This window comes from Psychroserpens sp. (assembly GCF_045105015.1).
Classification (GTDB): Bacteria; Bacteroidota; Bacteroidia; order Flavobacteriales; family Flavobacteriaceae; genus Psychroserpens.
Genome location: NZ_JBGCCX010000111.1, coordinates 1 through 24,037, shown reverse-complemented (window position 1 = coordinate 24,037; position 24,037 = coordinate 1). Strand labels below are relative to the sequence as shown.

The 24,037-nt window shown below is 33.6% G+C and carries 19 protein-coding genes; 13 read left to right on the top strand and 6 right to left on the bottom strand.

The annotated features are described in order from the left end of the window. Positions 1 to 4: 4 nt before the first annotated feature. Positions 5 to 646 carry a polysaccharide deacetylase family protein gene (locus tag AB8B90_RS08095; RefSeq protein WP_405335499.1) on the top strand — a complete coding sequence of 214 codons (642 nt, stop codon included), beginning with the start codon at positions 5 to 7 and terminating at the stop codon, positions 644 to 646. Here the strand turns inward: AB8B90_RS08095 and AB8B90_RS08090 are convergent. After that, the gene (locus AB8B90_RS08090; protein ID WP_047548241.1) at positions 643 to 939 is read right to left on the bottom strand and encodes a co-chaperone YbbN; all 297 of its coding nucleotides are present in this window, start codon (positions 937 to 939) and stop codon (positions 643 to 645) included. The genes AB8B90_RS08095 and AB8B90_RS08090 overlap by 4 nt on opposite strands. Before the next feature lie 144 nt (positions 940 to 1,083). Then, complete coding sequence (locus AB8B90_RS08085) at positions 1,084 to 2,313, bottom strand: metallophosphoesterase (RefSeq protein WP_405335497.1); 1,230 nt, start codon at positions 2,311 to 2,313, stop codon at positions 1,084 to 1,086. A gap of 112 nt (positions 2,314 to 2,425) precedes the next feature. Here AB8B90_RS08085 and AB8B90_RS08080 point away from each other — a divergent pair, with 112 nt between their 5' ends. From AB8B90_RS08080 to AB8B90_RS08055, 6 genes are all read left to right on the top strand, one after another. Then, the gene (locus AB8B90_RS08080; RefSeq protein ID WP_405335496.1) at positions 2,426 to 5,371 is read left to right on the top strand and encodes a GH92 family glycosyl hydrolase; all 2,946 of its coding nucleotides are present in this window, start codon (positions 2,426 to 2,428) and stop codon (positions 5,369 to 5,371) included. A gap of 20 nt (positions 5,372 to 5,391) precedes the next feature. Then, positions 5,392 to 7,062, top strand: coding sequence for an MFS transporter (locus tag AB8B90_RS08075; RefSeq protein ID WP_405335494.1), 1,671 nt, complete (start codon positions 5,392 to 5,394; stop codon positions 7,060 to 7,062). A 17-nt stretch (positions 7,063 to 7,079) separates the two neighbouring features. Next, positions 7,080 to 8,078, top strand: a complete 999-nt coding sequence (locus AB8B90_RS08070) for a N(4)-(beta-N-acetylglucosaminyl)-L-asparaginase (RefSeq protein ID WP_405335492.1) — start codon at positions 7,080 to 7,082, stop codon at positions 8,076 to 8,078. 46 nt (positions 8,079 to 8,124) lie between these two features. Further along, positions 8,125 to 10,077: a histidine kinase dimerization/phosphoacceptor domain -containing protein gene (locus tag AB8B90_RS08065; protein ID WP_405335490.1), complete on the top strand. Its 1,953-nt coding sequence runs from the start codon at positions 8,125 to 8,127 to the stop codon at positions 10,075 to 10,077. Positions 10,078 to 10,168: 91 nt separating this feature from the next. Then, positions 10,169 to 10,858 (top strand): LytR/AlgR family response regulator transcription factor, encoded by a 690-nt coding sequence (locus AB8B90_RS08060; RefSeq protein WP_405335488.1) that lies wholly within the window; start codon positions 10,169 to 10,171, stop codon positions 10,856 to 10,858. Between the two features lie 164 nt (positions 10,859 to 11,022). Continuing rightward, positions 11,023 to 12,099: a phage tail protein gene (locus tag AB8B90_RS08055; protein ID WP_405335486.1), complete on the top strand. Its 1,077-nt coding sequence runs from the start codon at positions 11,023 to 11,025 to the stop codon at positions 12,097 to 12,099. A 93-nt stretch (positions 12,100 to 12,192) separates the two neighbouring features. Here the strand turns inward: AB8B90_RS08055 and AB8B90_RS08050 are convergent, their stop codons facing one another. Next, positions 12,193 to 13,602, bottom strand: coding sequence for an aldehyde dehydrogenase family protein (locus AB8B90_RS08050; RefSeq protein WP_405335484.1), 1,410 nt, complete (start codon positions 13,600 to 13,602; stop codon positions 12,193 to 12,195). A 371-nt stretch (positions 13,603 to 13,973) separates the two neighbouring features. On the opposite strand from AB8B90_RS08050, the gene AB8B90_RS08045 reads away from it, so the two are divergent. Then, a complete protein-coding gene (locus AB8B90_RS08045) occupies positions 13,974 to 14,240 on the top strand; it encodes a hypothetical protein (RefSeq protein ID WP_405335482.1) in 267 nt (88 codons plus the stop codon). 67 nt (positions 14,241 to 14,307) lie between these two features. Here the strand turns inward: AB8B90_RS08045 and cphA are convergent, their stop codons facing one another. Beyond that, the gene (gene cphA, locus AB8B90_RS08040) at positions 14,308 to 16,947 is read right to left on the bottom strand and encodes a cyanophycin synthetase (protein ID WP_405335480.1); all 2,640 of its coding nucleotides are present in this window, start codon (positions 16,945 to 16,947) and stop codon (positions 14,308 to 14,310) included. Between the two features lie 106 nt (positions 16,948 to 17,053). Between cphA and AB8B90_RS08035 the strand changes: the two genes are divergently transcribed. Genes AB8B90_RS08035 through AB8B90_RS08025 form a run of 3 tightly spaced genes read left to right on the top strand, consistent with a single transcriptional unit; the run spans position 17,054 to position 19,391 of the window. Continuing rightward, positions 17,054 to 17,917, top strand: a complete 864-nt coding sequence (locus tag AB8B90_RS08035; RefSeq protein WP_405335478.1) for a cyanophycinase — start codon at positions 17,054 to 17,056, stop codon at positions 17,915 to 17,917. Between the two features lie 42 nt (positions 17,918 to 17,959). Beyond that, a complete protein-coding gene (locus tag AB8B90_RS08030; RefSeq protein WP_405335477.1) occupies positions 17,960 to 18,304 on the top strand; it encodes a hypothetical protein in 345 nt (114 codons plus the stop codon). Then, a complete protein-coding gene (locus AB8B90_RS08025) occupies positions 18,270 to 19,391 on the top strand; it encodes a hypothetical protein (RefSeq protein ID WP_405335476.1) in 1,122 nt (373 codons plus the stop codon). Before AB8B90_RS08030 ends, AB8B90_RS08025 begins: the two co-directional genes overlap by 35 nt. On the opposite strand, the gene AB8B90_RS08020 is transcribed toward AB8B90_RS08025, so the two are convergent. Beyond that, positions 19,374 to 20,198: a GNAT family N-acetyltransferase gene (locus AB8B90_RS08020; RefSeq protein WP_405335475.1), complete on the bottom strand. Its 825-nt coding sequence runs from the start codon at positions 20,196 to 20,198 to the stop codon at positions 19,374 to 19,376. The genes AB8B90_RS08025 and AB8B90_RS08020 overlap by 18 nt on opposite strands. After that, positions 20,195 to 21,127, bottom strand: coding sequence for an isoaspartyl peptidase/L-asparaginase family protein (locus AB8B90_RS08015; RefSeq protein ID WP_405335473.1), 933 nt, complete (start codon positions 21,125 to 21,127; stop codon positions 20,195 to 20,197). Before AB8B90_RS08015 ends, AB8B90_RS08020 begins: the two co-directional genes overlap by 4 nt. Positions 21,128 to 21,151: 24 nt before the next feature. On the opposite strand from AB8B90_RS08015, the gene AB8B90_RS08010 reads away from it, so the two are divergent. Further along, positions 21,152 to 22,519 (top strand): PQQ-dependent sugar dehydrogenase, encoded by a 1,368-nt coding sequence (locus AB8B90_RS08010; protein ID WP_405335471.1) that lies wholly within the window; start codon positions 21,152 to 21,154, stop codon positions 22,517 to 22,519. A gap of 73 nt (positions 22,520 to 22,592) precedes the next feature. After that, on the top strand, positions 22,593 to 24,037 hold a 1,445-nt coding region (locus tag AB8B90_RS08005; protein WP_405335469.1), incomplete at its 3' end, for a 5'-3' exonuclease H3TH domain-containing protein.

The following is a 24,037-nucleotide window of genomic DNA, read 5'->3' as shown; positions in this document are numbered from 1 at the left end:
AATTGTGAAAGTTACTCCTGTTAAAACACCTTTAGTTGCTAAAAAGATGTTTCCAAATTACGTTTGGGATATTCCAACCAATACTAAAGAGTTGTATTTAACTTTTGATGATGGTCCAACTCCAGAAATCACAAATTGGACATTAAATCTATTAAAGCAATACAATGCAAAAGCAACATTCTTTTGTATTGGTGCTAATATAAAAAAGCATCCTGATATTTTTCAAAATATCGTCAATTCAGGTCACGCTATTGGTAACCACACACAACATCATGTTAAGGGTTGGACAACTAAAACTAATGACTATATAAAACAAGTTCTTGAGGCAGAGAAGCAAATTGAAATTCATCAGCCAAAAACATCAAATCTATTTCGTCCTCCATATGGACAAATAAAACCTAAGCAAGGCAAAAAATTGATGGCATTAAATTATAAAATTATAATGTGGGATGTTTTGTCTTTTGATTGGCAAAAAGAAACCTCAGAAGAAGATTGCCTAAATAATGTTATTTCAAAAAGTAAACAAGGAAGTATTATCGTATTTCACGACAGTGTGAAAGCATCAAAAAACATGATGTATTCATTACCTAAAGTTTTAGATTATTTTAGTAAGGAAGGCTACGAATTTAAACCTTTAAGCATTTAAAGATATTCTTGAACAATACCAATAAGAGTATTTGCGTCTTGTTCTCCACTGTGGCGCCATTTCATTTCGCCATTTTTATAAATTATGAGTGTTGGCAGACCTTTCACACGAAGTGCTTCGGCTAATTCTTTATTTTTATCAACATCAATTTTTATAACTTTAGCTTTATCACCAAGCGCAGCTGCCACATCACGCATAACCGGATGCATTGCTGTAGATTGCTCATTCCATTCAGTGAAAAAATCTAATAAAACAGGAATGTCAACATCTATAAGTTCCCCAAATTTCGACATACGTTTAAACTTTTAAATCAAATATCTATATACAAACCTACACATTTTTTTCGATTATACTTTAAACAAAGTATACTAATAGGTTCACTCTGACTTATTTATAAAAATAAGCAATTTCAGAGTAAATATAACATTTCCATGCTATTAAGCATTATTTGTGCCTTTTTTAAGTGTAATTACTGTTACTTCTGGCCAAATTCCTACTCGACCAGGATATCCTAAGTAACCAAAACCTCTATTAACATTTATGTATTGTCCTAACTGCTCATATATACCTGCCCATTGCTTATATCTCCATTTTACAGGACTCCATTTAATCCAGCCAGGAATTTCAATTCCGAATTGCATCCCGTGTGTATGACCACTCAAAGTTAGATGATAATGGTAATCATCATTTACGACTTCTGCTTCCCAGTGACTTGGATCATGACTCATTAATACCTTAAAATCTTCTGCACTTATTTGTGCTGAAGCTCGTTTTAAATCTCCCGCTTTTTTGAATCCGCCTTTTCCCCAGTTTTCAACACCTACAATTGCAATTCGTTCTCCATTACGTTCTATAAAACGAGATTCATTAAGCAATAAATTATAACCCATTTCTTTCTGAAGTAATTTTAAATCCTCTAGATTTTGAACCTTTTCTGCTTCAGAATCCCAACGCACATAATCTCCATAATCATGATTCCCTAATACCGAAAACACACCATCCTTAGCTCTTAAACTTCCAAATAAATCTTTCCAAGGCAACATTTCAGAAGCTTTATTATTTACCATATCACCTGTAAACATAATCACATCAGATTTCTGTTTATTAATGAGGTTTATACCATATTCAATCTTTTCTCTATCATCAAAACTCCCAGAATGAATATCACTAATTTGCGTGATTTTGTATCCATCAAAAGCATCAGGCAAATCTTCAAAATGCAGCACATAATCTAAAACTCTAAATCTATACTTGCCTTTATACATTCCGTAAAGTAAGGATGCAAAAGGAATTGCGGCTAATCCAAGAGCAACTGTACTAATAAACTTTCGTCTAGAAGGCATGTAAAATGTTTCTTTAGTGGCAAACAGCTTATCGTACAATCCTAATGCAATTCGAATAATATCTTCTCCAATAAGAATTGGAACAATCACTAAATTTAAAGACATAAATGCAAGTAAAAATCCAAAGGCATAACTCTTAGTTGGATTAAGCACTCGTCCTTCAGCACCAATAGAGAATTGGTAAATAAAGTTTCCTGCTACTAAAACCGCAATGGCAATGAATAAATAATGTATCCAAGTTAACTTAGTTATTGTCTTAATGGCCTGAAAGCCATATACTGAAAAAAGAGAATAGATTAAAACGAAGATAATCCAACGAACCATATACGAAGTTTTTTCAAAGATAAGTCATTTTAAAGTTGAGCAATGTTGCTTAAATTATATTTAACGATACCTTAAGATTTAGTATCTTTTCAATCAAATTTAAAATCCTCTTATGAGATTTCTCTTTTCTTTTGTTTTAATAGCCCTTACTTTAACTAATTGTAGTCCTAAATCAAATGAGTTAAAAGCAGAAAAAAGTCAATCACTGATAAATTATGTAAATCCATTTATTGGTACTGGAGGTCATGGTCATACGTATCCTGGAGCCAGCATGCCTTTTGGAATGATGCAACTCAGTCCAGACACTAGATTAGATGGATGGGATGGTTGTTCTGGTTACCATTATAGTGATGATTATATTTATGGGTTTTCTCACACTCATTTAAGCGGCACTGGAGTTAGCGATTATGGAGACATCCTTTTAATGCCAACTAATGACATTAATTTTAATAACGGAAATGATGGAAAAACAGGATATCGCGCTCACTTCTCACACGATAATGAAATTGCTCAACCAGGTTATTACAAAGTGCTTTTAGATTCTACAAACATTGAAGTAGAATTAACAGTGTCTAACAGAAGTGGTATGCATAAATATTCATATCCTTCCTCAGAGAACCAATTTATGGTTTTAGATCTTGAACATCGCGATGAATTACTAGATTATAAAATTCGAATCTTGAACGACTCAACAATTACAGGTTATAGACATTCAAAAGCTTGGGCAACAGATCAACGTTTGTTTTATCAAATTCGCTTTTCTAAACCCATAAAAGATATTACTTACCTTGAAAACGGAACTCCAATTTCAAAAAACTACAAATACATCAGTAAAAAAGCTATCATTCAATTTGACAACCCAAATAATGAACCTGTTTTTGTTAGCATAGGAATTAGCGCTGTAGATGAAGAAGGTGCTTTAAAAAATCTTGATACTGAAATAGGGAATAAAACATTTGACGAAATTAAAACTTTAGCTCAAAACACTTGGGAAACACAACTTGAAAAAATTGTTGTCGAATCTGAAGACAATGATTATAAAGCTAATTTTTATTCGGCATTGTATCATACCATGCTAGCTCCAAATTTATATCAAGATGTTGATGGTCGATATCGAGGTATGGATTTAAAAATTCATAAAACCAAAGATTTTAACTATTACACGGTCTTCTCTCTCTGGGATACTTATCGTGCAGCGCATCCATTGTACACGATAATTGAACAAGAACGTACCAATGATTTTATAAATACGTTTTTGGCAAAATATGATGAAGGTGGTATCATGCCAATTTGGGATTTAAGTGCTAATTATACAGGATGTATGATTGGCTATCATGCTGTTCCAGTAATAGCAGATGCCTATTTAAAAGGAATTAAAAATTATGATGCTGAAAAAGCGTTTCAGGCAATGAAACATTCTGCTACAAGAGATCAACTCGGACTTAAATCTTACAAAGAATTTGGATTTATTCCTGTGGAAGAAGAAAGCGAGTCGGTTTCAAAAACTTTAGAATATGCATATGATGATTGGACAATTGCTCAAATGGCTAAGTCCTTAGGTAAAAACGAAGATTATAAAACCTATTCTGAAAGAGCGCAATACTATAAAAATATTTATGATCCTGAAACTAAATTTATGAGAGGGCGTTTTAGAAACACATGGTTTGCTCCTTTTGATCCTTATGAAGTAAACTTTAATTACACTGAAGCCAACTCATGGCAATATAGTTTTTATGTCCCTCAGGATATTTCAGGATTTACTAATTTATTAGGAGGAAAAGATAAATTAGAAGCACAATTAGACGAATTATTTACTGCTGAAGCAGAAACTTCTGGAAGAAGTCAAGCAGATATTACAGGACTTATCGGTCAGTATGCCCACGGAAATGAACCTAGTCATCATATGGCTTATTTGTATAACTTCGTCAACAAGCCTCATAAAACTCAGGAAAAAGTTCACCAAATTTTAACCGAACTATACACTAATGAACCTGATGGTGTTTCTGGAAATGAAGACTGCGGACAATTGAGCGCTTGGTATGTGTTTTCTTCTTTAGGGTTTTATCCTGTAACACCTGGAAGCAATCAATACATTATTGGTACACCTCTATTTAATAAAGGAACAATCAATTTAGAAAATGGTAAGAGCTTTACTATTTCTACTAAAGATTTAAATTCTACAAATAAATATATTGAATACGTCTACCTGAATAATGAGAAACTAAACAGAAGCTATTTAACTCATGAAGAGATTATGAATGGTGGTTTTTTAGAATTTCACATGACTGACAATCCAGCAATTTGGGGAAGTCGTGACGGACAAGAACCAAAAACAGAGATCATTGAACATGTGATTATTCCTGTGCCTTTTATAGCTAAAGGCAATGTCGCTTTTAAAGAAAGTACAGAAATTATTTTAGGCAATGTAGATAAAGAAACAACGATACATTACAGTTTTGATGATGCGAAATATAAAATTTATAATGCTCCCTTACGTATTTCAGAACCAACAACTTTAAAAGTATATTCAGAAAAAAACGGAAACAAAAGTGCAACAGTAGAAACTAAATTCTATAAAATAGACCCAAATCTTTCTATTAAATTGGAAACAGAATATGCTAATCAGTACAATGCTGGAGGAGACGATGCTCTTATAGACGGCATCTTTGGAACTCAAGATTTTAGAACTGGCACATGGCAAGGCTATTGGAATGAAGATGTAATCGCTACTGTTGATTTAGGAAGTCAAAAACCTATTAATCTTATTGAAGTTAACTTTTTAAAAGATCAGCGTTCTTGGATTTTTTATCCTACTGAAGTTGAATGTCTCGTTTCTAAAGACGGTAAAAAATTTAAGTCAATTAGCACGCATAAATTTAACTATCCTACACCTTCAGGTGAAGTTAATATTAAACATCTTGAATTCAAGCAACCTAAATCAAATTATCGCTACATAAAAATCATTGCAAAAAAACTAGGTGAACTTCCTAAATGGCATTTAGGATATCCACATGATGGAAGAAGTTGGATTTTTGTAGATGAAATAACAATAAAATAATACTAACAACAAACTAACTCATGACAAATCAAAACAACAAATCAGCATTAACCACTTTAGTTACTGTGTTTTTTTTCTGGGGATTTATAGCCGCATCAAATGGTGTATTTATTCCGTTTTGTAAAACCTATTTCAACATTGATCAGTTTCAATCTCAATTAGTAGATTTTGCGTTTTATGGCGCTTATTATATAGGAGCCCTTTTACTATTTATAATGTCAAGTGCTATTAAAAAAGACATCTTAAATAATTGGGGTTACAAAGCAGGCATTGTGTATGGCTTATTACTATCTGCTGTTGGCGCATTTATTATGTATCCTGCAACAGCTGGCGCAGAACAAGGTCAAACTAGCGCTTTCTATTTTGTTCTTATTGCATTGTTTATTGTTGGCTTAGGTTTTTCGTTACAGCAAACAGCTGCAAACCCTTTTGCAATTGCACTAGGTGATCCTAAAACAGGATCTCATCGTCTAAATTTAGCTGGTGGCATTAATTCATTCGGAACCACAATTGGCCCTGTGGTCGTGAGCTTCGTCATATTCGGATCTGCAACTTGGAGCACAGATGAATTAGCTCAAATGATTACAAATAATGAAATTACTTTAGTCACTGTACAAACCTTATATCTTGGTGTTGGCGCACTATTTTTAGTTGCTGCAGCATTATTCTATTTTTCAAAAAAATTACCTGCATTAAAATCGGATACCGCTTTTGAACCAGCAAACAAAGCTCGTAACTTATTAATTATTTTAACCTTGGTCGTTATTGGTTGCTTTGGCTATATTTTCAACACCTATTCTGGCGATGCAATTACCACGGAAGATATTGAGAAAACACGCTTAATCATACTATTTATTGCACTGTTTGCTGTTATCGCATCTGTATTTGTTGCAAATTCAATGGCATCTAAAAAAGCTGAAGGTTGGGGAGCTATGAAATACCCTCAATTAGTTTTGGGAATGCTAGCAATATTTACTTATGTTGGTGTTGAAGTAACTATTGGAAGTAATCTTGGAGAATTATTAAAACAAGGGATTGGAGATTCAAACTCCAATGCCTTAGGACTACCGATTTTAAATGATTCAGAAATCGGCAAATACATCTCACTGTATTGGGGCGGATTAATGATAGGTCGTTGGGTTGGTGCCGTAACTGTATTCAATCCTAGTAAAGGATTAAAGAAAGCTTTGCTCATTATTGTCCCATACATTGCATTTGGTGTAATTCTTCTTGTTAATTCATATAATAGTACGTTTACAACAAATGAAATATTATTTTTTGCTGTATGTATTGCAGTCCAAGTTTTCGGATTCTTTCTCGCTAAAGACAACCCAGTAAAAACTCTAAAAATATTTAGCCTTTTAGGAATGTTGGGTATGTTAATTGGTTTATTCTCTTCAGGAAATGTAGCTTTATTTGCTTTTTTATCTGGTGGATTATTTTGCTCTATTATGTGGCCATGTATTTTTACTTTAAGCATAGCTGGTCTCGGAAAATATACATCTCAAGGTTCGGCTTTTCTAATTATGATGATTTTAGGAGGTGCAATCATTCCTCCTGTTCAAGGAAAACTAGCCGATGTATTTAATATTCAATCTTCCTATTGGATTGCAGTAGCTTGCTTTGGTTATTTATTGTTTTATGCGTTTAGAACTAAAAACGTTTTAGACAAACAGAATGTAACATATTAATAGTAAAAAACAAGCTTATGAAACGAAGACAATTTTTAAAAAACGCATCGATCACAGGTGTCGGGCTGACTGTTGGAAGCACAATTATTGGTTGTGCTGAAGCATCTTCAGATAAAAAAGAAGCAATTGCAATAGGAACTAAATCAACCTTACCTTTAGTTATTGCAACATGGCACGTTATAGATGCAACAAAAAAAGCGATGGAGGTTTTACAAGCAGGTGGAAATGCTCTAGATGCTGTTGAACAAGGCTGTATGATTGAAGAAGCCAACGAAAAAGGACAATCCGTTGGTAAAGGTGGCTTACCAGATCGCGATGGTAATGTAACTCTTGACGCTTGTATTATGGATAAACATGGTAATTGTGGTTCTGTAGTTTATCTACAAAATATTACACATGCAGTTTCAGTAGCCAGAAAAGTAATGGAAGATACACCTCATGTCATGCTTGCAGGTGAAGGTGCTAAACAGTTTGCTATTTCTAAAGGTTTTAAAGCTGAAGATTTACTCACAGATGCCTCAAAAGAAGCTTGGGAAAAATGGAAACTGGAAGCAAAATACAAACCTATTATTAATATCGAAAACCATGATACTATTGGCATGCTCGCCATAGATAAAAATGGAGATATTTCTGGAGCGTGTACCACGAGTGGATTGGCCTATAAAATGGGTGGACGTGTTGGCGACTCACCTATAATTGGTTCAGGACTTTTTGTTGATAATGAAATTGGTGCAGCTGTAGCTACAGGCCTAGGAGAAGAAGTTGTAAAGACCGTTGGTAGTTTTCTTGTTGTAGAACTCATGCGACAAGGTAAAACACCTCAGCAAGCCTGTGAAGATGCTATTAGTAGAATAGTAAATAAGCCTAATAGTGATTATAAGAATTTTCAAGTTGGTTACATTGCTGTCAATAAACAAGGAGAAACTGGGAGTTATTCAATTCACCAATGGTTTAGTATGACTAAATTTCAAGATGGTGTTAACGAACAGATACAATCAGACTATTTTAATCAGTAAGAATATTCGTAAATTGATCATAATTAAATACTTTAAATCACTAGTATTGAAATATTACTTTTTTATTTTATTGTTTTGTTTTTCAGCTGTAATTCACACTCAAAACAAGACTGACAAACAAATAATCATTGATTCTTTAATTAACATTGTAGACACTTACAACGATAATTTTGAAAAAATCAGAGTCTTAACCAGTAATGCTGGACAATTTCGTTATTCTAAAGATTCACGAGTGCTAATCGACAAAGCGATTAAAATTTCAAAAACCTATGAGGGAGAAAAACTTTATGCTAACTCATATTATTCTTTAGGTAATTATTTCTTTTATAATAACGAGTTAGATTCTGCTGAAGTCTACTTAAATAAGTCGATTTCTTATGTTAAGGACGAAACCATGCCGTTCTTAAGAGCTTCAAATTTAATGACCAAAAGTGGTATTTACAGAAAAAAAGGGAATATTCCTTTAGCGCTTGCAACGATGTTAAATTCTAAACGTGCTTTAGATAAAATTGACACTCTTACACTAGATGAAAAACAACGTCGTAAATTTAAAGGAGAAAGTTCTGTTCTAAATAATTCATTGGCAAACTACTACAACCAAATGGAAGAATTTGACAAGGCTTCAGATTATTACGCAAAAGCATACCTAGCCTCGTTAGCTCTAAAATCTTACGTAAATGCAGGAATTATTATTTCAAATAGAGGAGAATTATTACTCAATCAAGGTCAATATAGTAAGGCTCTTAAACTTTATGAAGAAGGAAAAATATTGAAAGAAAAAGGTAAGGCTCCTATGCGTTTTATTATGAGTTCTCTACTAAACATAGGCAACACACAATCTAAATTGAGAAATTTCAAAGAAGCTTTAATTAATCTAAATGCAGCACACGACTACTATGAAAAGGCTGGAATAATTGAAAACTTGACCATTTCAAAAAATTTTCGTGGAAATCTATACTATGAGACCAACAACTATAATTTAGCCATTGAAGATTGCAGCAATGCAAAAAACTTAGCAATAAGTTCTGGTAACCTAGAGTTAACTTCTGAAGCTTGTAAATGTTTATCTAAGGCCTATAAGTCACTAGGTGAATTTGACAAAGCTCTTGAGAATTATGAGTTGTTAACCAAAACAAACGATTCTATTTTCAATGAAAATAATATCAAGAAGCAGACTCAGCAAGAAATGCAATACGAGTTTAATAAAACTCAAGAACTCAACACTCTAAAATTTGAAGCTAAAGAAAAAGAAAGTACCCTTTACTCTTATTTAGCAATACTTGGATTAATTTTAGCTCTTGTACTTGGCTTTTTCTTCTATAGAAACAAAAAAACAAACATCCAATTAGCAAAACAAAAAGCTTTATTAGAAACAACGATAGATGAAAAAAATGTGCTTTTAAAAGAAACACACCATCGTGTAAAAAATAGTTTCCAAATTGTATCCTCATTGCTGTATTTACAATCAGAAAATGTTGAAGATATTAAAGCTAAAACTGCCATCAAAGAAGCTGAAAATCGCGTTAGATCTATGGTTCTTGTTCATCAAAAACTATATAATAAAGATGAATTGGTAGGTATTAACACTAAGGAATACATTAGTGACCTTATAAAAGACATATCTGAAAGTCATCAATTTCATTCCAATTTAATTGCATTCAATTTGAATATAGAACCTCATGTTTTAGATATTGAAACCATTACACCATTAGGCTTAATTTTAAATGAACTTATAATTAATACTATGAAACATGCTTTTGTAGATTCAATGAAAAACCCAAAAATTGAAATAGATTTTACAAATATTAATAATGATATGGTTTTAAAAGTGTCAGATAATGGAAAAGGATTTGATGGAGAAATTAAGCAAACATCTTTCGGTATTTCATTAATGAAAGCCTTATCGAAAACTTTAAAAGCAAACCTAGAATACCATTCGGAAATTAATAAAGGAACCTCAGCAATTTTAACTATTAAAAAATTCAAATTGCTATCTTGAAATTTCATTCACTAAAAAAACGGGGCGGCTTACTAAATTCTTTAAAAGAATTCTTTAACTTTAAAGTAATTTTCTTACAAATTTCTTCATATTGAAATCGCTTAAGATATATATTGTTGAAGATGAACCAATCATCGTATCTACTATTGAAACATCATTAAAAAAACATGGTTTCTCAGTTCTTGGAGATTCTGACGATGCATTAACAGCATTGAAGGACATCGAATTATTACATCCTGATTTAGTTTTAGTAGACATTCAATTATCTGGCACAAAAGATGGCGTGGATCTTGCCATATTACTTGATGAAATGAAACAACCTTACTTGTTCTTATCGTCACAAACAGATCCTGACACAATCAAACGTGTAAAACAAACAAACCCTCTAGGGTATATAGTAAAACCTTTTACTGAAACTGGTCTACAAACTAATATTGAATTAGCTTGGCATAACTATCAAACTCAACATTCAGATATTTTAGAATTTAAATCAGAAGGACGATTACATAGAGTTAACCAGAATCAAGTACTTTATCTAAAAGCATTTGACAACTATTGCTATATTCAAACAACAACAAAAACGTATTTAGTACCTCATACTTTAAAACATACAAGTGAAAAATTGAATCAAAATTTATTCATAAAGTGTCATCGGTCTTATATGGTTAATATCAATCATATTGATTCAATTGGCAGTAATAAATTGCTTTTAAAAACTGAATCTATTCCTATAAGTGCCTCACAAAAAAGCATCGTGATGAGTAAATTAAAAGGTAGATAAATAAGATTATCTGTATTTACTAAATAAAAACACGTCTTCACTAAAATATAACCCATAATATACTGGTTTTGAGCTAGCTTTACTTTGCTATTAATCACTTAAATCATTCTCTACAATAGTCACAACAATGATTTAAAAAATGTTAAAACTCAAAACATTTTATTATGAATTCTAAAAAACTACTCTTAAGTTTATTAACAATCATCATTATACATTTTTCCGTTATAGCTCAGGTTGGTATTGGCACAACTAATCCTGATAACTCATCAATTTTAGATATAACTTCTACAGACAAAGGTATTTTAATCCCTAGAATGACAGCTATAGAACGCTTATCTATTGCAACGCCAATCGCAGATGGTTTAATGATTTATCAAATTGATGATATAAAAGGGTTTTATTATTACGATTCAACTGCTGCTGCTTGGGATAGAGTTTTAAAACAAACTAGAGACGCTATTCCTAAAGGCTCTATATTTACATTTCCAATGGCTACAACACCAACAGGCTATTTAGTATGTGATGGTAGTGCTGTAAGCAGAACAACTTATGCTGATTTATTTGCAGTTTTAGGTACAACTTATGGAGCAGGTAATGGCAGTACAACTTTTAACTTACCAGATTATAGAGGGCAATTTTTAAGAGGTTTAGACTCAGGTTCAGGTATTGACCCAGACGCGAACACAAGGCAAGATAGAGGTGATGGAACTGTGGGTGATTATGTAGGGACTACTCAAAATCATGAAATGGAAAGCCATTTGCATCAAATAGATGCGCCAATTACAGGATCAAGCTTTGCTGGCAATCACTCTCACACTACTAACCCAACATATCTAAACACAAATCCTAATGGTAATCACAGTCATTCAACAGCTTCACGTACAGCTTATACAAACAGTTCTGGAGATCACAACCATCGTATTAGAGGCGACGAATCTCTTATTTCAACTAGCGGTTCTTTTTCTTCACCAGATTTTGTTGTAGACGACACAGGAAACAGTGGTCCAGACTATTATACCACCTCCTCAGATGGCAATCATAGTCACTCAGTGACTATACCAGCTTTGTATACTAACAACACTGGTAATCATAATCACACTTTGGATGTACCTTCTTTAAACACTAATAACCCAGGTGATCATGGTCACACAACAGACATCCCTGAATTTGATTCTTCTACAACAGGATCAACAGAAAACAGACCTATAAATATCACGGTAATTTATTGTATAAAATATTAAATATAATACATGTTAAAGAACATTAATTAATTGAAAAATGCTATTAATTATGTTTTGAGAGAAAAGTCGTTTGTAGGGAGCGGCTTTTTTTATTTAAAACCACTTAATGGTTGCCTTGGCTATTTTCTCTTTGTATTTTGTGTAAGGTGGAAATAGTAAATAAAAAGGTCCTGGCAAGTGTCTTTTTAAAACAGATCTTGCATTAGAAAATTCTTGAAATCCAAAAAAACCATGCGCTTTACCAATACCACTATTATTTGAGCCTCCAAAAGGAAGATGATGATTAGAGTATTGTAAGGCATTTGAGTTCACACACGTACTTCCAGCCCGAGTATTATTAATTAGGTATTTAATGAAATTTTCTCTTTTAGCATATACATATAACGCTAAAGGTTTTTCTTTGGAATTAATATAATTCACAACCGCGTCTACAGATGTATAGGTTTTTATCGGAAGTATTGGTCCGAAAATTTCTTCTTCAAACAGTAAAGCATCGTCAGGTATATCTGAAATTAATGTTGGTGCGATATAATTAGATGTTACGTCATAGTCTCCTCCTAATTCAATGGTTGCATTTTTGGACTTGGCATCTTCTATGTAAGACACTAATCTTTCAAAATGCTTTTTATTCACAACACGACTGTACGATTCTGAAGCTTTTGGATTTTCGGAATAATATTCAGAAACTTTTAATGTAAAGGCGTTTATAAATTCATTCTTTATCGACTCATGAATCAGGACATAATCTGGTGCAATGCATGTTTGGCCATTGTTTAGGAATTTACCCCAAACTATATTTTTAATTGCTGCATTAATTGTTGCAGACTCATGTATTATTGTTGGTGATTTCCCTCCTAACTCTAAAGTCACAGACGATAGATGCTTAGCAGCAGCTGACATCACAATTTTTCCAACTGTGGGTGAACCCGTAAAGAAAATATGATTAAAAGGTAATTTTAATAGTTCTTGAGACACTTCTACTTCACCTTCAACTAGAGCAACCTCATTTCTATCAAACACATTATTAACAATCTTTGCCATGACAGCAGATGTATTTGGTGTCATTTCCGAAGGTTTTAAAATCACTGTGTTCCCAGCAGCAATTGCAGATACTAGTGGTCCGAATGTCAAATTCACAGGGTAATTCCAAGGAGAAATAATCAAACAAACACCTTTAGGCTCATATTTTATATAAGAAGATGTCCCAAATAATGCTATCGGTGTTTCAACACGCTGATGCTTTAACCAAGACTTTAAATTAGAAATTGTGTGTTTAATTTCTTTTACTACTAAATAAATCTCTGTTAAGTCTGTCTCAACCTTAGGCTTTTTAAAATCTTTATGAAGTGCTTCAATAATATCATATCGATACGTCTTTTCAAGAGCCAATTTTAATGCTTTTAGTTTTTGTATACGCACTTTATACTTAGAGTTACCAACTTGAAATTGATTGTCTTTTTGACTATTAAAAAGCGCTGCGTAGGTATTATTGGAGTAGTTCATGCTTTGTTTTGGTTAAAACAGAAAGATACAAAATTCATTCCCTTCAATTCATTCGATGACAATTAAAAACCATCGATAAACGGTAATATCAACACAATAACCACTTGTAACACCTATAAACAAAGGGGTTTAAAAAAACCACGTCAATTTTATCGATGAAATACACGTCAAAAAACCACTTATCTATAAAATATATCACTTTATCTGCTACGTATTTATTGGGCTACAAGCCGAATTTATGCATTTCAACGATGTTTTTTGCTAACGAGTTTATTTTGACTAAAAAAAAATCAGTTTATCTAAAATATTGACCCTCAGCCTTAATTCTGCCGTTACTTTGAACTGAGTTTAATAACAAGCCCCAAGCGATTATGAAAAAAGTTTTAACAATATTAGCGATAGTTTTATTACCAATCCTTTCTTTTGGACAAGAAGCTAACACAGAAATCAAAAACAATGATACTGTTGAAACTGTAATCGAAAAAAACAATGAAACTCAAAATATTAAGACTACTGCTGCCTCAGCTATTAAGGCACAAGTAATTAAAATCAACCGTAAAAAGAGTAACGAAATTATTAGCATTAAAGCTTACAGAAAAAGTTTACATATTAAAGTAAAGGAAGTAAGAGTTTGTTAAGATTACATAAAACAATATAAAAAAACCCGAAACATTAGTTTCGGGTTTTTTTATGAGTACTTATTTTTTAAGCTAAGTTTAATTCTCCATTAGCTTCTTGTTCTTTAAATTTCTTTACTAAATCTAGGGCATCAGGAATAACATCACTACACAGTATAATCAGAGAACCCTTAACTGCATTCTTAACAGCATAAGTAATGGCTTCCTTTTCTGAAGGAATAATTGTTGTCTTCTTATTTGGATCTTTCGATTTAATACCATCATCTAACATCTTAATCAATTCCTCTTCTGTTTTACCACGTAGACGTTTATCCTGACGAATAATAATCTCATCAAACATTTCAGCTGCAATAGCTCCCATTTCATTATTATCTTCAACTCTTCTGTCTCCAATACCTGCTATAATTCCAACTTTTACAGTGGCATCTAGTTCATCTGTAAACTTTTGAAGTGCTCTCATACCAGCTGCATTGTGTGCATAGTCTAATAAAATAGAGAAGTTTTCAAACTTGAATAAATTTAAACGTCCAGGTGTTTGAGATGCTGAAGGAATAAAGGTCTCTAAACCTGCTTTCATATCTTCAATACTAATACCTTGTACATGAGCTGCTAAAATTCCAGCCAACACATTTTGAATCATAAATTTTGCTTTTCCACCATATGTTAATGGAATGCTCTCAGCTCTCATAATTCGCATTTTCCATTCTCCTCTACAAATGGTAACCCAACCGTTTTCATAAACCGCAGTAATACCATTTAGACGTTGAAGCGCTTTTATACGTGGATTGTTCTCATCCATAGAAAACAGAGCAACATTACAGTCTACTGTTCGTCTCATATCGTATACTAAATCATCATCTGCATTTAAAATAGCATAACCATCAGGCAATACAGTTTCAGGAATTACACCTTTAACCTTTGCCAATTGCTCTACGGTATGAATTCCTTTTAACCCTAAATGATCTGCTGCTACGTTAGTAACAATTCCAACATCACACTTTTTAAATCCGAGACCAGCTCTTAATAAACCTCCTCTAGCACATTCTAAAACCGCAAAATTCACGGTAGGATCTTTAAGTACAAACTCTGCACTAGAAGGCCCTGTACAATCACCAGTCATTAACAATCTATTTTGAATATAAACACCATCACTTGTGGTATAACCTACGCGATACCCTTTCATTTTAGCTATATGTGCAATTAAACGAGAAGTTGTTGTTTTTCCATTGGTACCAGTAATCGCAATAATTGGAATACGACCTGTTTCACCTTTGGTTGGAAATAATTTATCTATAACAGGAGCTGCTACATTTCTTGGCAATCCTGTTGTTGGCGCCAAGTGCATTCTAAATCCTGGACCAGCATTAACTTCAAGTACTGCTCCACCAGTTTCACTTAATGGCTTAGAAATATCTGTGGTCATGATATCAATTCCGCAGATATCTAAATCAATAATTTTCGAAATACGCTCTGCCATTGCAATATTAGCAGGATGAATGATATCTGTAATATCTTCAGCAGTTCCTCCTGTACTTAGATTAGCTGTATCTTTCAAAATAAGTTGTTCTCCTTCTGCAATCACTGACTCTAAAGTATACCCAGCATCTTTTATAATGGTTTGTGTCAACTCATTAGTTGTGATTTTGGTCAATACATTTTCATGGCCATAACCTCGTCTTGGATCACTATTTACTTTATCTATCAGTTCTTGTATTGTAGATGTTCCATCTCCAACAACATGAGCAGGTGTTCTTATAGCTCCAGCAACCAATTTATTATTAATCACTAATAATCTATAATCATCACCAACAATGAATTTCTCAACGATAATTGCTCCGCTTCGTGAACTTTCTTTAGCGTGATGAAATGCTTGCAGTGCATCTTCATAATTTTGGATATCGACTGTAATTCCACGACCATGATTTCCATCAATTGGCTTAATAACCAAAGGGTAACCAACATAGCGACAAGCTTCTTCTAAGCTTCGTTCACGACGAATAATGTCACCTCTAGGAACCTCAACTTCAGCCTGTTCCAATAAGTACTTTGTATCTTCCTTATCACATGCTAATTCCACTCCAATACTACTAGTTTCACTGGTAACAGTTGCTTGAATTCGCTTTTGATTTGCACCATACCCTAATTGACAAAGTGAATATTTATTCAATCGAATCCAAGGAATTCCTCTAGCTTCAGCTTCTTCAACAATTGAACCTGTACTTGGACCTAAACGGTCTGATTCACGAAGTTCACGCATTTCTTGAATGTCTTCAGATAAATCATATGCATCTCCACTAATCAATGCTTCACATATTCTTACGGAAGCTTTAGCTGCATAACGACCTACTGATTCTTCCATATAAGCAAATACGACATTATAAACACCTTCTTCTCCGTATCCTCTGGTTCTTCCGAAGCCTACATCCATACCTGCAAGTGTTTGAATTTCTAGAGCGATATGCTCAATAATATGTCCCATCCACGTACCATCTTTAACACGCTGAAAAAAACCACCAGCTTCACCTACCGAACAACGATGTTCGTACATACCAGGAAACATTGTTGTTAATCGCTCATAGAATCCATCAACTTTATCGGAAGGCTTCTCTTCCATGTCTTCAAGATCTAAAACCATAACGATTAATTTATGACGTCTTACAGACCAATAATTTGGTCCTCTCATAGCATTTATACTGCGAATATCCATGTGAATTTATTTTTCAGTTAGTTAATGTGAAAGATTATAAATATAACATTTTTCAATAGAAAAATTAGTTTATTTTTGTTTAATATTAAAACTACAGATAGATAATATGCAGAAGATAAAAGGAACTCTAATTCCTATTGGAGGAAATGAAGATAAAGGGATTGAGGCTGATGAAATGTACGCTTTAGATTTTATTGATGAAGGTATTTTATACCACGTTGTAAAGGAAGCTGGAGGGATAGATGCAACCATTGTTGTAATTCCTACTGCGTCGAGTATTCCAGTAGAAGTTGGTGAAAATTACTTGACCGCTTTTGACACCTTAGGATGTAAAAATGTTCATGTATTAGATATTCGCTCTAAGGATGATTCAGAAACGCAACATGCAATCGATTTGATTAAAAACGCAAATTGTATTATGTTTTCTGGAGGTGATCAATCTAAAATTTCTGATAAAATTGGAGGCACAACCATCCATGATATTCTTAGAGATCGTTACATTAATGAAGAGGGATTTGTAATTGCTGGCACAAGTGCAGGAGCAATGGCAATGGCAAAAGAAATGATTGCAGGAGGAAGTGCTACAGAATCATTTATTAAAGGTGCTGTTAACATGTATAGAGGTTTAGGATTGATTCCTGATTTAATCGTGGATACACATTTTATTAAACGTGGTCGTTTTGGTAGACAATCTGAAGCCGTAGCAAAATTCCCGAATTTATTAGGCATTGGATTGGCTGAAGACACAGGAATGATAATAAAAAATGGAAATGAATGTACAGTTATTGGTTCTGGAATGGTGATTGTTTTTGACGGTAGTAAACTCACACATAACAACGAGAAAGTACTTCATGAAGGCACACCTATGACCATCGCAAATCTGACGGTTCATGTGCTTTCAAATGGTGATCAATACGACATCAAAAATCGTAAAGTAACTGTTCTTCCTATAGAGGCTCCTTTCATCTAATTTTTTTGAAACTTATTGCTTTTTCATTTAGATTTGATTCATATGAAAGTTAGGGTTTTCATAGGAATACTTTTTTTGCTACTTCAAGTTGGCTCAATTGCTTATGCTCGATTTATTCCAGAGCGCTTTTTTTGTTGGGCTCCTTACGATCAACACACAAAGTTTCAAGTTTTTGTTAGTATAGAAGGGAAAACACTTTCAAGTGAGGAGACAGAAGCACGTTATAAATATAAAATGAAAGGTTGGGAACAGCGTTCAATACACAATATTTTCTCGCTAATATCTCAATATGAACGAACGTACGGCAGACATGATAATGCACAGGTGAAAATGATCTATTCTACAAATGGTCATGAAGAAAAAGAATGGAGGTTTAAGCATGAATAGTATTTCAAAGTTCATATTAAGACCATTTCAGTTTGAAGGCACAAAAATGCATCCCAACGTTCTCTTGATGTGTAAATTGTTAGTCATACTATTGACTGCGCATCATATGTTTTTCAAAATCGATGATCCACATATTCCTTTTATTCCTGCTCTAGATTGGTTTCATAACTACCCTAATCTTTTCAGAAATATCTTTAGAACAATCTATGCATGTAGTGCATTTGCATTACTGTTTAACATAAAAGTTCGCACAGCTAGTATTGTCGTAGGATTGGTCGTTATGGTTGGTATATTTGCCTCAAAGCCATTGTTTTTTAATCATGCCTTTATTTGTGCTTGTGCTTTGTTTTTAGCTGGATTAACAAACGATAAAGAACCACCTTATTTACTGATTCTCCAATTGAGTTTGGTATATTTTGGAGCGTCAATAAATAAGTTTTTTGAAGCAGACTGGTGGTCTGGAGCCTTTATGGATACTTGGTTAGGAATCGCAAGAGAAAATCCTGTATACCTATATTTCTCAAAATTATTACCAGATTTATTATTAGCAAAACTACTCTCTTATATTGCTATGTTTACTGAATTTGCTATTGGAATCTTAATCCTATTTAAAGGAACTCGAAACCTAACACTTTGGTTTATCATCATATTTCATTTGTCATTATACACTTTAACCTCATCTAGATTTGGTCACTTTATAGATTCATTAGCCTATATATTATTAGCATTTTTGAATATTCCGAAGGAACAACTCATTGTGAATTACAAATCTCAAGCTTTAGAGAAATTAAAACAGTTCTTTACATTTCTAGATCGAGATCAGAAACAATCTTGGTCTTCTTTACCTGCTGAAAACCAAAACTGGTTAAGTCTTAAAACTAAGGACAAAACACTTTATAATCATAATGCTTTGAGAGATCTATTTTTATATACTCCAAACTTCTTTCTGCTCATCACTTTTATTGATATGGCTATGTATGTATTACTTTATAACCATAGAACCATTCTTTTTGTTTTAAATATGATATTTATATGGAGCGTTGTTTTGTATTTTTTACCAATAAAATGGTCACGAGGAAAGACTTAATTCCATTTCATACTGATTTACAGAATTTATCAACCCAACGGACTCCACCGCTTTAATTTTACTGATAAGCCTATCGTCAATATTATTAATTTTAATAGTTTTATTAATAGAATAAATTGCAGCAAATAAGTCATTCCAAGAATCATTAGAATCATTTAAAACTTCTAATTGTGAAATGTATCCAGTTTCAGAATTAATAACAAAATAAGACGAAATTGTAGCTTCTTTTAAGACCTGAAAATAACGATACGAGCCTTTACTCAAACATTGGTTATAATTATCCCAAGAATAAAATTCTTGGTTAGGTAGGACATCCCAATTCATGTCTTGAAATTTCACTTCTTTTAATGAAACGTGGTTTTCTCCAACAGAAATTGTCCCATTATAACATTTGTAATGCTTACAGATATTAAACCCTATACTTTTATACGCTCTAATTGCCTTTTCATTTTCAGTAATCACTTCTAGAGCACATTTTGTAATTCCGTTGCGCTTTAAATTTGGTATCGCATACTCATAAATAGACTTAACAATTTTTTGTCCTCGATATTCAGGAATGACTCCTGTACCAGTATTAAAAGCTATATGATGACCATAACGTTTATCAATTGCATGGATTATAAAACCAACTAATTGATTACCATCAAACATGCCATATGAACTATTAAAATCGACTCTAGCCGCATTCCAACGTTCCTTATAAAAGTTGTAATCTGTTGGCATTTTAACATAATAGTTTTCAAAAGAAGACAGAAAGCATTCCATAATCATATTGAAATCTGTGTGTCCTAAATGCTTAATTATCATGATTTATAAATCGAAACCTCTTCTGTTCCATCCGATGTTTTACTAGCGCGATACATGCCTTCCGTATTAAAAGGCATAGCAATATTACCATCAGTATCTACAGCAATTAATCCACCATCACCACCAATCTCAAGGATTCTTTTATTGATAACTTCTTCTGAAGCCGCTTTTAGAGTCATCCCTCTGTGTTCTATTAAACATGCCACATCATAAGCGACAACACCTCGAATAAAAAACTCACCACTACCAGTACACGAAATAGCACAGGTTTTATTATTAGCGTAATTTCCAGCGCCTACCATTGGAGAATCACCCACGCGTCCCCATTTTTTATTTGTCATTCCTCCTGTTGATGTTGCTGCTGCGATATTTCCTTCTTGGTCGCAAGCCACAGCGCCAACGGTTCCAAATTTTGAATCTTTTTTTGTGGAGTGATCTAACTGAAAACTATCTGTATCTTTTATCTCTAGCCATTGTTTGTGACGAAATTCGTCATAAAAATAAGATGCATCTTCTATAGAATAATTCAATTCTTTAGCAAACTGCATCGCGCCTTCTCCAGCTAAAAACACATGCTCACTTTTTTGCATTACATCACGTGCTAAACTCACTGGATTTTTTATTCCTGAAATTAAACTCACAGCTCCAGCGTTTAAGGTTTTCCCATCCATAATACTTGCATCCATCTCATGAGATTCTGTAGCAGTAAACACAGACCCTTTGCCTGCATTAAATAAAGGAGAGTCTTCTAAAACTTGCACTGCAACTTCAACAGCTTCGATAGCAGTTCCACCATCATTTAAAACGGCATAGCCTTTATCGAGAGCAACTTTTAAATCTGTTTTATATTGAGCTTCCAATTCTGGTGTCATCATTCCTTTTACTAAGGTTCCTGCACCTCCATGAATAGCTATTGAAAATTTTTTCATCGTTTTTCTTATCTTTAAACAAAAATGAAAAAAATAATCTACTTTTTCGGGATTCTCTTCATATGTCACAATAGTTTTTCTCAAATTCAGCTCACCAACACTTTGGTTTCTGAACGAGAAGTAGCTACAAACCTAGATGTCCCATGGGATATGGTATTTAGTAATGATGGTTGGATTTGGTTTACTGAGCTTTCAGGGAAAATAAGTCGTGTTCATCCAGACACAAATGTACAAGAGCTTATTTACACAGTACCAGATGTTGAAGTTTTTGGCTTTAGCGCAGGAATGCATTCTATCGTTTTACATCCTGATTTTCCATCTTTGCCATACGTCTATGTTCATTATACCAATACAACAACAACCTCAAAATTGGTTCGTTTTACCTATGGAATTAATAGCAACACGCTATCAAGTCCGTTAATACTCATTGACAATATTCCTGGTAGTGTCTCTCATAATGGCTCTCGTATGTTAATTTTAAATGATAAACTTATTATTTGTATTGGCGATGGCTATGTAGACACTTCTACTGCGCAAGATTTAAACACTTTAAACGGAAATTTCCTTAGACTAAATCTCGACGGAAGTATTCCTTCTGACAATCCAATACCAAATAGTTACATCTGGTCATTTGGTCATCGAAATCCGCAAGGCTTATGTTTCGGAAACGGGAAACTTTATAGTTCTGAACATGGCACCTCCATTGATGACGAAATTAATATCATTGAGGAAAATCGAAATTACGGTTGGCCTAACGTTGAAGGGTATTGTGATTCAGCTTCCGAAATGGCTTTTTGCACAAGTGAGAATGTTAGAGAACCTATTTATACTTGGACTCCAGCAATTGCGCCTTGTGGCATGGACTTTTATGACCATCCAGCCATACCAGAATGGGAAAACTCATTATTACTAGCAGTTCTTAAAGACCGAAAATTAATTCAGTTAAAATTGAGTCCTGATGGAAATTCAGTTACAGAAGAAAACAGTTACCTCATTAATACATTGGGAAGAATTAGAGATGTGCTGGTTATTCCTGATGGACGTATTTTTATTTGCACAACAAACAGAGATTTTGCAGGTTCGCCAAGTGCCGACGACGATAAAATTATTGAGTTAAAAAACGATGCTTTCCTCGGTATAGATGATTTTAATGCAGAAGCATTCAAACTATATCCCAATCCGTCAAACGGAGCGTTTACAGTTAAAGTTGATGGCATCATAAATCCTGAATCTAAACTTGAAATTTTTTCAGTGAATGGTAGATCTATTTTTAAACAAGCCATTCTCCATAGTTCAACTCAAATAAACACAAAATCATTAAGTCCAGGAATGTATTTTATAAACGTCAGTAATGCCAATACTTCAAGCTTTAAAAAAATCATAATTAAGTAAAACATTGATTTTATATTAGCGCTTTCAAAAGCATAACTTTTCGTAGCTTTGAGTTTCTTACAAATTCATATCTATGTCTGATCAAAAACGTCTTTTTTTAGTAGATGCCTACGCATTAATTTTCCGTGGCTATTATGCCTTTATAAAAAATCCTAGAATCAATTCTAAAGGCGAAGACACCTCAGCAATAATGGGTTTTATGAACTCATTATTAGATGTGATTAAACGTGAACGTCCCGACCATTTAGCTGTTTGTTTTGATAAAGGAGGAAGTGCAGATCGCGTCGAAATGTATCAAGAATATAAAGCCAATCGTGATGAAACACCTGAAGGTATTAAAACAGCTGTGCCTTATATCTACGAAATTTTAAAAGCCATGCACATTCCCATTATGGTGAAAGAAGGTTATGAAGCCGATGACGTTATTGGAACACTTGCCAAAAAAGCAGAAAAGGAAGGTTATAAAACCTTTATGGTTACTCCTGATAAAGATTTTGCACAACTCGTTTCCGAAAATATCTTTATGTACAGACCTGTATTTGGAGGTGGCTATGAAACTTGGGGAATTCCAGAAGTTCAGAAGAAATTTGAAGTGACAGATCCTTTGCAAGTGATTGACTTTTTAGGAATGATGGGAGATGCTTCTGATAATATTCCTGGATTACCAGGTGTTGGAGAAAAAACTGCTAAGAAATTTTTAGCAGCTTACGGAAGCATGGAAGGTTTACTTGCCAATACACATGAGTTAAAAGGTAAGATGAAAGAGAAAGTGGAAGCCAATGGTGAGTTAGGTTTACTGTCGAAGAAACTAGCGACTATAATGCTTGATGTACCTGTAGATTTCGATGCAAAAGATTTCGAACTGGATCAGCCTGATGTTGAAAAAGTAAAAGACATCTTTACTCAACTAGAGTTTAGACGACTCACCGATAATTTTATAAAAACATTTTCTGCGGAAGCGACTGCGCCAAAAGTAGAAACAACTACTGTCACTTCGAGTGCAGTCGAGACGTCTTCAGCAAAAGAAACTCCAACGCCAAAAGAACAAAAATCGGCAGGTGAAGGACAATTTTCTTTGTTTGGTGGAGATCCTTCAGATACTACTGAAACGGTTTCGGAATACACACGTAAAACAGCTGAAACAACCTCACATTTTTATCAAAGTATTGCTTCTGGAATGGCAACCAAATTGTTTGTCAGAAACTTACTCAATCAAACCTCAGTCTGTTTTGACACCGAAACGACTGGATTAAATCCACTCACGGCAGAACTCGTTGGTATTTCATTTTCATGGGAAGCTGGTAAAGGCTTTTATGTGCCATTTCCAGAAGATAAAAATGAAGCTCAAGACCTCATTGAAGTCTTACGTCCGTTTTTTGAAAACGAACAGATTGAAAAGATTGGTCAGAATTTAAAATATGACATCAAGGTTTTAGCAAAATATAATGTTGACGTTAAAGGAAAACTCTTTGACACCATGTTAGCGCATTATTTAATCAATCCAGATATGCGACATAA

Excerpts from the sequence above, each read along its gene's own strand:
- AB8B90_RS08050 (WP_405335484.1), bottom strand. The coding sequence starts at position 13,602 with ATGAACTACTCCAATAATACCTACGCAGCGCTTTTTAATAGTCAAAAA.
- AB8B90_RS08070 (WP_405335492.1), top strand. The coding sequence starts at position 7,080 with ATGAAACGAAGACAATTTTTAAAAAACGCATCGATCACAGGTGTCGGG.
- AB8B90_RS08085 (WP_405335497.1), bottom strand. The coding sequence starts at position 2,313 with ATGGTTCGTTGGATTATCTTCGTTTTAATCTATTCTCTTTTTTCAGTA.
- AB8B90_RS08045 (WP_405335482.1), top strand. The coding sequence starts at position 13,974 with ATGAAAAAAGTTTTAACAATATTAGCGATAGTTTTATTACCAATCCTT.
- AB8B90_RS08010 (WP_405335471.1), top strand. The coding sequence starts at position 21,152 with ATGAAAAAAATAATCTACTTTTTCGGGATTCTCTTCATATGTCACAAT.
- AB8B90_RS08080 (WP_405335496.1), top strand. The coding sequence starts at position 2,426 with ATGAGATTTCTCTTTTCTTTTGTTTTAATAGCCCTTACTTTAACTAAT.
- AB8B90_RS08035 (WP_405335478.1), top strand. The coding sequence starts at position 17,054 with ATGCAGAAGATAAAAGGAACTCTAATTCCTATTGGAGGAAATGAAGAT.
- AB8B90_RS08030 (WP_405335477.1), top strand. The coding sequence starts at position 17,960 with ATGAAAGTTAGGGTTTTCATAGGAATACTTTTTTTGCTACTTCAAGTT.
- AB8B90_RS08015 (WP_405335473.1), bottom strand. The coding sequence starts at position 21,127 with ATGAAAAAATTTTCAATAGCTATTCATGGAGGTGCAGGAACCTTAGTA.
- AB8B90_RS08090 (WP_047548241.1), bottom strand. The coding sequence starts at position 939 with ATGTCGAAATTTGGGGAACTTATAGATGTTGACATTCCTGTTTTATTA.
- cphA (WP_405335480.1), bottom strand. The coding sequence starts at position 16,947 with ATGGATATTCGCAGTATAAATGCTATGAGAGGACCAAATTATTGGTCT.
- AB8B90_RS08020 (WP_405335475.1), bottom strand. The coding sequence starts at position 20,198 with ATGATAATTAAGCATTTAGGACACACAGATTTCAATATGATTATGGAA.
- AB8B90_RS08025 (WP_405335476.1), top strand. The coding sequence starts at position 18,270 with ATGAAGAAAAAGAATGGAGGTTTAAGCATGAATAGTATTTCAAAGTTC.
- AB8B90_RS08075 (WP_405335494.1), top strand. The coding sequence starts at position 5,392 with ATGACAAATCAAAACAACAAATCAGCATTAACCACTTTAGTTACTGTG.
- AB8B90_RS08055 (WP_405335486.1), top strand. The coding sequence starts at position 11,023 with ATGAATTCTAAAAAACTACTCTTAAGTTTATTAACAATCATCATTATA.